Origin of the sequence: Adlercreutzia caecimuris B7 (genome assembly GCF_000403355.2) — a bacterium.
GTDB lineage: Bacteria > Actinomycetota > Coriobacteriia > Coriobacteriales > Eggerthellaceae > Adlercreutzia > Adlercreutzia caecimuris.
In genome coordinates this window covers 1,903,828-1,910,734 of record NZ_KE159646.1, presented here as the reverse complement: position 1 = coordinate 1,910,734, position 6,907 = coordinate 1,903,828, and the positions used below count along the sequence as shown (strand labels likewise).

The following is a 6,907-nucleotide window of genomic DNA, read 5'->3' as shown; positions in this document are numbered from 1 at the left end:
CGTCGCTCCCCGCAAGGGGAGCGTGGATTGAAATGGGACCCAGTACGAGGATCTCGAGTCGAGCCTCGTCGCTCCCCGCAAGGGGAGCGTGGATTGAAATGGGACCCAGTACGAGGATCTCGAGTCGAGCCTCGTCGTTCCCCGCAAGGGGAGCGTGGATTGAGACAGTGGGGCGGTCTGCGCCACGGCAGCGATGAAGCCTCCTCTCTGCGGGAAGGGTGCAAGCGTTGTTGGGCGGAGTGTTGGAAGTTCGGCGGGCAAATTCTTTTACGCCAGCCCGCTCGGGTATGAAATTCGCACGTTGTTTAGATGCTCGACATGCTATTCGTCTACCAGCTCTTCTCGGAGACGCGCGCCCTTGAATATAGGGGTGCTCCTATGCCCCCTACGGCTTGCGGTGGGGAGGGCTGGGGGCACAAAAAAACCCGCCCCCGATGGAGAACCGAGCGAGCGGGCTTGAGACCCCGAGGGGCGCGGTTCGGTTCCGCGTCCCTTGGTTTGGAGCAGTATACACCCGATGAAAGGGGGAAGGCTGTGAAAGAGTATCGGTTCAAGCCCCCCGGCCACGGCGGCTGTCAAGTACGTCGGCATCGACGAGGAGCAGGTTTTGGAGCAGTGGCATTCTGACTAGTGCTCAAACTCGCATGTCCCTGCCGCGCGGGCTCGGTCGAGGTGCATCATCCCGGGGGCATCTTCCGCGACGGCCGTGGCGCTGGCGGAGCGGTCGACTGCTTGCGCGTTGCCCCGTCCTCCGCCTTGTCAATGATTTCTGAGCGTCGTATAATGCCGTTCAGCGGGAGATCTGCTTCCCCACTCGGCAATTGGAGCCGCGTTTGGGATGCCAGCTCTTCCGATTTTTCGGGTTAGGTCTCAAAAAGTGTGTCTAGGCGTATTATTCACTACTGTCTAGAACCAACCCGTCTCCTTTGATCCACTCATTCTCATCTCACTCCATTCCGGCAGAGATGTTCCATGTTCATCAGGCGCCCCATCTTCGTGCTCTGATCTATTGGTGGCGAGCATGAACAGCCCTGCGACCTCTTCGTCCGTCTTCATCGTCTTGAGCATTTCCGCTTCACCGACTTTGTACTCGGAGTGCAGATAGCACCACCAAAACGCAGCCTTGGCACGGCGTATGGTTGTAAGTCCCCGATGATGTTGAAGCATGAGTCGAATCTGGGCGTTGACGCCACCTTCGATCACGTTGTTGGTCGAGTCCCATACTCCTCCCAGACTCTCCTGCATCTCGGCGAACGTGAACAGCGTCCTGTCCCGGACGAGACCGTTGAGGGAATGCCGCGCGCTCCTGAGACGCTCGTGGACGTATTGTTTGCGGCCGTCCTTCAAGGTGAATTCACGCAGGAACCTCTCCCATTTGGAGCACCATTCCGCATAATCCGCCAGCCACTTCGCTGCGCCATCCGCTCCTTTGATCTTCGGAAGGGCGCGGGCAAGATCGAGCAGTTCCCGGCCGCAGTCGAGCTTCGGGCGCATGGTCGTCCTGCGTATTACCTGCCTCCTCACATGGACGAGACAGCGCTGTACCGAGGTGTCGGGCCATATCGCCTTCGCCGCTTTCTTGAAGCCCGATCCGCCATCGGTGACCACCATGGTCGGAGGCGCCACCTTGGCCATGAGGGCCGCCCAGGATGCCGAGCACTCGCTCTCGGCCAGATGCCATGCCACAACATGCCTTTTGGTGCAGGCGATAAGCACCACGAGCCGTTTGGAGATATAGATCCCGTCAACGAACAGGACATCATGGACCTCACCGGCAAAGTCCGGCAGCGGCCAAAGGGACCAAAATCTCTGCGCCCGACGCTCGAAGGTCGCCTTCGAACACCTCTGTTCCTTGAGCGAGCCCTTACCCATGAGCCACCCGAGGAATGCCTTAAGCTGCTTGGCGGAATTGTCTATCCGATGGGTTTTGGATGCCCCGCAGGACTTGCAGCGCCACCTCTGAGCACCCGCTTCGGTCTTGCCGTTTCTCTTCATCGATGCCCCGCATGCGCCGCACTTTGGATTGTCCACACCAAGCTCCCGTCCAGATTCAACTTTTCTTTGGGAAAAGAATGTCTGAACAGGGACGTCAAGAGCAAGCCGGACACACTTTTTGAGACTCCCAAAAGTTGGGCCGTACCAACTTTTTGACCTAAAAAGAGCTATATGATCTGGGAGAATGTATGATTCTTAGACACACCTTTTGAGAATTAACCCGATTTTTCTTTATCCACGTAGATCAGCTCCCCTGCTCTACGGTAGGTCGCGAGAAGTTGCCGGCGTTCCTCTTGCCGCAGATGCTTGCCAGATGGTTGGTATCTACTGTCTCCGCCTCGTACCCGATTTTCTCGTTAGGCCGCATAATCACCATAAGTGGCTCCCCGTCGTTGTTCATGTGGGGTAAGATCGGCGCGATCGATTCCAGGTTGGTCGATCCCTCAAGCCCCTCTGAGACGATAGCGGGCGTGGCCGGCATCCGAACTCGCGGTGCAGCGTGGATATCTGGCATATCGCCGGCTGAGAGGCAGCCCTGGGTATACAATAGGGGCATGAAGAGCAAAGGCGTAATCATAATCGAGCCCGGTGTCGATGTCTGGCCGCACGAGGAGCGCACGGCCGAGGCTCTCGCCGCTTCAGGCATGACCGTGCGGTTCCTTCGGCGCCAAGAGGGCGACCATATCCGCACTCCCGACGTTGTCGTTGACGGTGAGCGGTGGGAGATGAAGTCTCCCCAGAGTTCCGATATGGACAAAGTCCGCAAGACCCTCCGTAGCGCCCTGGGGCAGTCCCGGAACATCATCTTCGACTCTAGGCGGATCAAGGGCGTCCCTGATTTCAAGATCGAGCGAGAGCTCAGGAAGCAGGCCGAAGCCATCCGGCAGATCAGGAGGCTGGTTTTTGTGAACAAGAAGCGGGAAGTCATTGACATAAAGTAGAGGCGCGATTATCCTTGCAGTCAGAAAAGCACTGGCATGGTGTCCACCTACACCATCGTCGGTGCTTTACTTTTTGTGCTCGTAACCCTCATTCTACGGCCGCTATTCGGTGAGGCCAATCGCTAGCGTGTCAACGGGGAGCGGGCTTGTGCCAACTCGTGCGGAAAACGTTGCATTCGGGGAAAGCAAACGGCTACGCTGCAAGGTTTGCATTTGAAAACTCTGAAATTCCCTGATTTGACCTAGAAAAACATGGCGGAGGCGGTAGGATTTGAACCCACGGTACCTTTCGGCACGACAGTTTTCAAGACTGCTTCCTTAAGCCACTCGGACACGCCTCCGCGTTCGGTGAAGCGCAACGCGACCTTCGCATTGCCGCAATGAAGCGGGAAAAGCATACCACATGCGCCGTCGCGCCGTGCGCCAAATCTCGCAACCGGGTCGCGAAGGCAGTGCCGCTCGTCGGTTCTAAGCCTACCTCTCTACCAGGTCGATGAGTTCTTGTTGGGAGTGAATGCCCAGCTTCTCGTAAATGTGCCGAATGTGCGTGGCCACCGTGTTCTTCGACAAGTACAGCGAATCGCGAATGTAGGGGCGACTGCGACCTTGGGCCAGAAGCAGGAAGATATCGGTCTCGCGCGCGGAAAGCCCGAAGGATTTCGCCACGGCGCTGCGGTGCTCGATGACCGCGTCGACCTCGGAGGCGTAGGACGTGGCAACGGGCGCCCCCTCGCCCGCCTCCTTCGGGCCGGCTTCCGCGTCCGGCGCGGCGCTTCCCTCCAAGGTGGCGTCATGCCGCGGTACGAGCAGCGAGGTGAGCGAGAACAGTCCGAGCATAACAAGGCATCCGAAGGTGGCGCTCGCGGTATCTGCAGCCAACTCCTGAAGGGCTCCCATCATGCCGTAGCCGACGAAAACGCCACCGTAGGCAGCGCCCGCTCCCAGCCCTACGTAGAAGCTCGTTGAAAGTGCGGTGCGCTGGGAAAGGCGGATGAAATAGAGCATGGAGATGATCTCGATGCCCGTGAAGATGGTGTTGAGCAGCACTCGCGCTATGAAAGCGGCGGTCTCGCTCGACAGAGGGATGATAACCAGGCCGACAACGAAGGGCACGGTGATCCATCGGTAAAGCGCCGCGACGTTCACGCGGTGCGAGAACAGCACGATGCAGACGGAGAGGGCGACGGCGAACAACATGCCGATGACCGTCGCGTAGGCGTCGATGGTTGCCGAGAGCGACACCGACGACATGGCCGGCGCAGCGCAACCGAGAGTATAGAGCACGAAAACCGCTACTACCATGCGCAGCACCGTGAAGGGGCCGACGGTCAGCGGTTTGATGTCCGCGGAGTCTTCGGGCGGGATCGCGCCCATATCCAGGCTGCGCCGCGACAAGGCCAGAAGAAGCCCCGAGGCGATGGGCAGCAGCGTGACGATCAGGCCGGCGGGCAGGGGCGGCAGCTCCGGAACAACAAGCGCTCCCAAGAGCGTGGCCACAAACGAGGCGGGGATCATCGTCTCGACGATAGACGTGCTGATGCGGGCGAACAGGCAGCCCCATAAAATGACAAGGAAGGCGGGGCCGAGACCCGTGCCCACCCCGGCAACGAGCGTGCACAACCCGTGAACCCAGCCCGATGTATATCCGCAGCCGATGAGGGCGATGCTTCCAATCGAGCAGAGCAACGGCGCAGCCACGGTAACGCCCGGAAGCGATGAGAGTTCGCGCTGCCGTCCGATAAGGGCGATAACGAGGCAGGCAAGGGGCGTCAAGAGGGCGGAGAGAAACCACGCGGGATCGGTTTGCAGGGCATTCGCATGCGCGCTTGCTGGCAGGGGAATGTCCCACAGGCAGATGCCCCAGGCATAGATGAGGCCGAATCCGAGCAGGCGCGCAGGAAGGTGCGCGTCGAGTCGCTCGAGAACGGTCGCAGATTGTCGCGATGCTCCTTCTGCCACGATCCCTCCTTCAATTGCAGTGCCTACCATACGGGAAAACCTTGCGGGGGCCATCACCTCAGCACGGTGATTTTAACAAAGAATGCCCAGTTCGGAGCCATCGCCTCTCTTTGCGGCGATGTACGCTGACGCCTCTGCGCCTAAAGTGCTCCTTGCAAATGCCGCAGCTGGCAGGACGCGCAAGCGCTGGCTGCGGGGGAGGACTCGAAGGAGGAAACTCATGACTCAAGCAATGGATCGCCGCTCTTTTCTCGGTCTCGGTGCGCTTGGCGCGCTTGCTGCAGGCGCTGGACTCGCCGGCTGCGCGCCGCAGCCGTCGGGTGCGGGAGCCGCCCCTGAAGCGCTCGGCGAGACGGGCGAGGCGGCCCCGGCAGGTATCGCGCGCAAGGAGGGCAGCGAGACCAAGGAGTGCGATGTGGCCATTGTCGGCGCTGGCGCGGCTGGCCTCATGGCAGCGCTCAATCTGGCGCGTGGCGGCAAGAAGGTCGTCGTCATCGAGGCGGGCCCCTCGGCGGCCATTTCCAACTTCTCCATGTGCGGTGGCCCTACGGCCTGCGAGACGAAGCTCCAGGCGCAGGAGAACGCCACAGTGACCCTGGACCAGATCTTCACCTACATGAACGACTTCTCGCGCGGTTCGGTGAACAGTGCGCTGCTGCGCAACTGCCTGGCGCATACCGGTGAGGCCATCGATACCATGCTCGATCTCGGCATTGGCATGGAGCTCATCCCCGACACCTACGGCGTGGGCTTCCGCGGCCGCCATTTCTTCATGGAAGACGGCGAGGGTCGCACGACTCCCATCGTGGCTGATATCGAGGCCCACGGCGGCGAGTTCCTCTACAGCACGCGAGGCGAGAAGATCATCATGGAGGATGGCGTCGCGAAGGGCGTGCAGACCGACGCGGGCATCGATGTTATGGCTCCGGTTGTGGTGGTGTGCACCGGCGGTTTCGGCGGCAACGAGGAGATGCAGCTGGAGAAGCTGAACACGACGGTATTTCCCTTGGGCAGCACGCTTTCCGACGGCACGGGCATCAACATGGTGCTCGATGCCGGCGGCGCATGGGATCGCAACTTCGCAGTGCTCGGCAACGAGTGCGGCGCGGTGTCGAAGGCCACCACGAGCCCCTTCACGGAAGACTGGCACAACACTAACGAGCACTTAGGCTACTGGCTGTTCGGCGGCTTGTACACCGATCCGGTAGGCGAGCGTTTCATCAGCGAGGGCAAGATCGCCCAGTTTCCGCTGGCGGTGGGCGGCGAGGCGCTGCTGCGTGCCGGCAAGGCCTACGTCATCATGGACAACGACTACTACCAGGCCGTGCAGAACGAGGGCATTTACGCCTATCTGGGCGAGCCCGAGGCCTGGATTGCGGGTCCTGAGGCGGGCTACTACAACGTGACGCCCGAGAACGGCGAGGCGCACCTCCAGGAAGCCATCGAGCAGGGCTGGGCCGTGAAGGCCGACTCCATCGCCGAGATCGCCGCGGCCTTCGATCTGCCGGCACTCGAGAAGACGGTGGAGAGCTACAACCGTTTCTGCGAGGCCGGCGTCGATGAGGAGTACGGCAAGGAGCCGCACTTCCTGAAGGCCGTGAAGACCGCTCCGTTCTACGCCTTCGAGTACGTTCCCAGCTGCTGGGGCACCAACGGCGGCGTGAAGGTGGACAGCCACTTGCGCGCCGTGGACAAGGAGAACAAGGCCATCCCCGGCCTGTACGTGGCCGGCGTCGACCAGGGCAGCGTGTACAGCGTTCCCTACTACACCAACGAGGGCTCCTCGGTGGGCCTGGCCCTGGGCTCGGGCGCCTACGTGGCCGCCGAGATCTTGGGAGCCTAAAGGCTGCCGGAAGCAGCACTCGCATCATCATCGCCTCCTCGGGCCTTCGGCCTGACGGAGATTTGGAAGAGCGCGGCCGACCCTCCCCGGCCGCGCTCTTCTATCTCTTCCGTTCTCGCCCCTCTGCATGCTCCACGTTGCTCTTATGACGCAAATGTGTCCAGAAATG

At 60.8% G+C, this 6,907-nt stretch carries 4 protein-coding genes and 1 tRNA gene; 2 read left to right on the top strand and 3 right to left on the bottom strand.

The window, feature by feature from the left end; translation table 11 throughout:
• Positions 1–906: 906 nt before the first annotated feature.
• Positions 907–2,031 (bottom strand): IS1249 family transposase, encoded by a 1,125-nt coding sequence (locus C811_RS11755; protein ID WP_016308716.1) that lies wholly within the window; start codon positions 2,029–2,031, stop codon positions 907–909.
• 518 nt (positions 2,032–2,549) lie between these two features.
• On the opposite strand from C811_RS11755, the gene C811_RS0103720 reads away from it, so the two are divergent.
• Entirely contained in the window at positions 2,550–2,936 is a 387-nt protein-coding gene (locus tag C811_RS0103720) for a CdiA C-terminal domain-containing protein (protein WP_016309851.1), read from the top strand.
• Between the two features lie 253 nt (positions 2,937–3,189).
• On the opposite strand, the gene C811_RS11750 is transcribed toward C811_RS0103720, so the two are convergent.
• Positions 3,190–3,277: transfer RNA gene (locus tag C811_RS11750), tRNA-Ser, on the bottom strand.
• Between the two features lie 133 nt (positions 3,278–3,410).
• Positions 3,411–4,895, bottom strand: a complete 1,485-nt coding sequence (locus C811_RS11745; RefSeq protein WP_016309850.1) for a response regulator transcription factor — start codon at positions 4,893–4,895, stop codon at positions 3,411–3,413.
• Between the two features lie 220 nt (positions 4,896–5,115).
• On the opposite strand from C811_RS11745, the gene C811_RS11740 reads away from it, so the two are divergent.
• Positions 5,116–6,738 carry an FAD-dependent oxidoreductase gene (locus C811_RS11740; protein WP_016309849.1) on the top strand — a complete coding sequence of 541 codons (1,623 nt, stop codon included), beginning with the start codon at positions 5,116–5,118 and terminating at the stop codon, positions 6,736–6,738.
• The last annotated feature ends 169 nt before the right edge of the window (positions 6,739–6,907 follow it).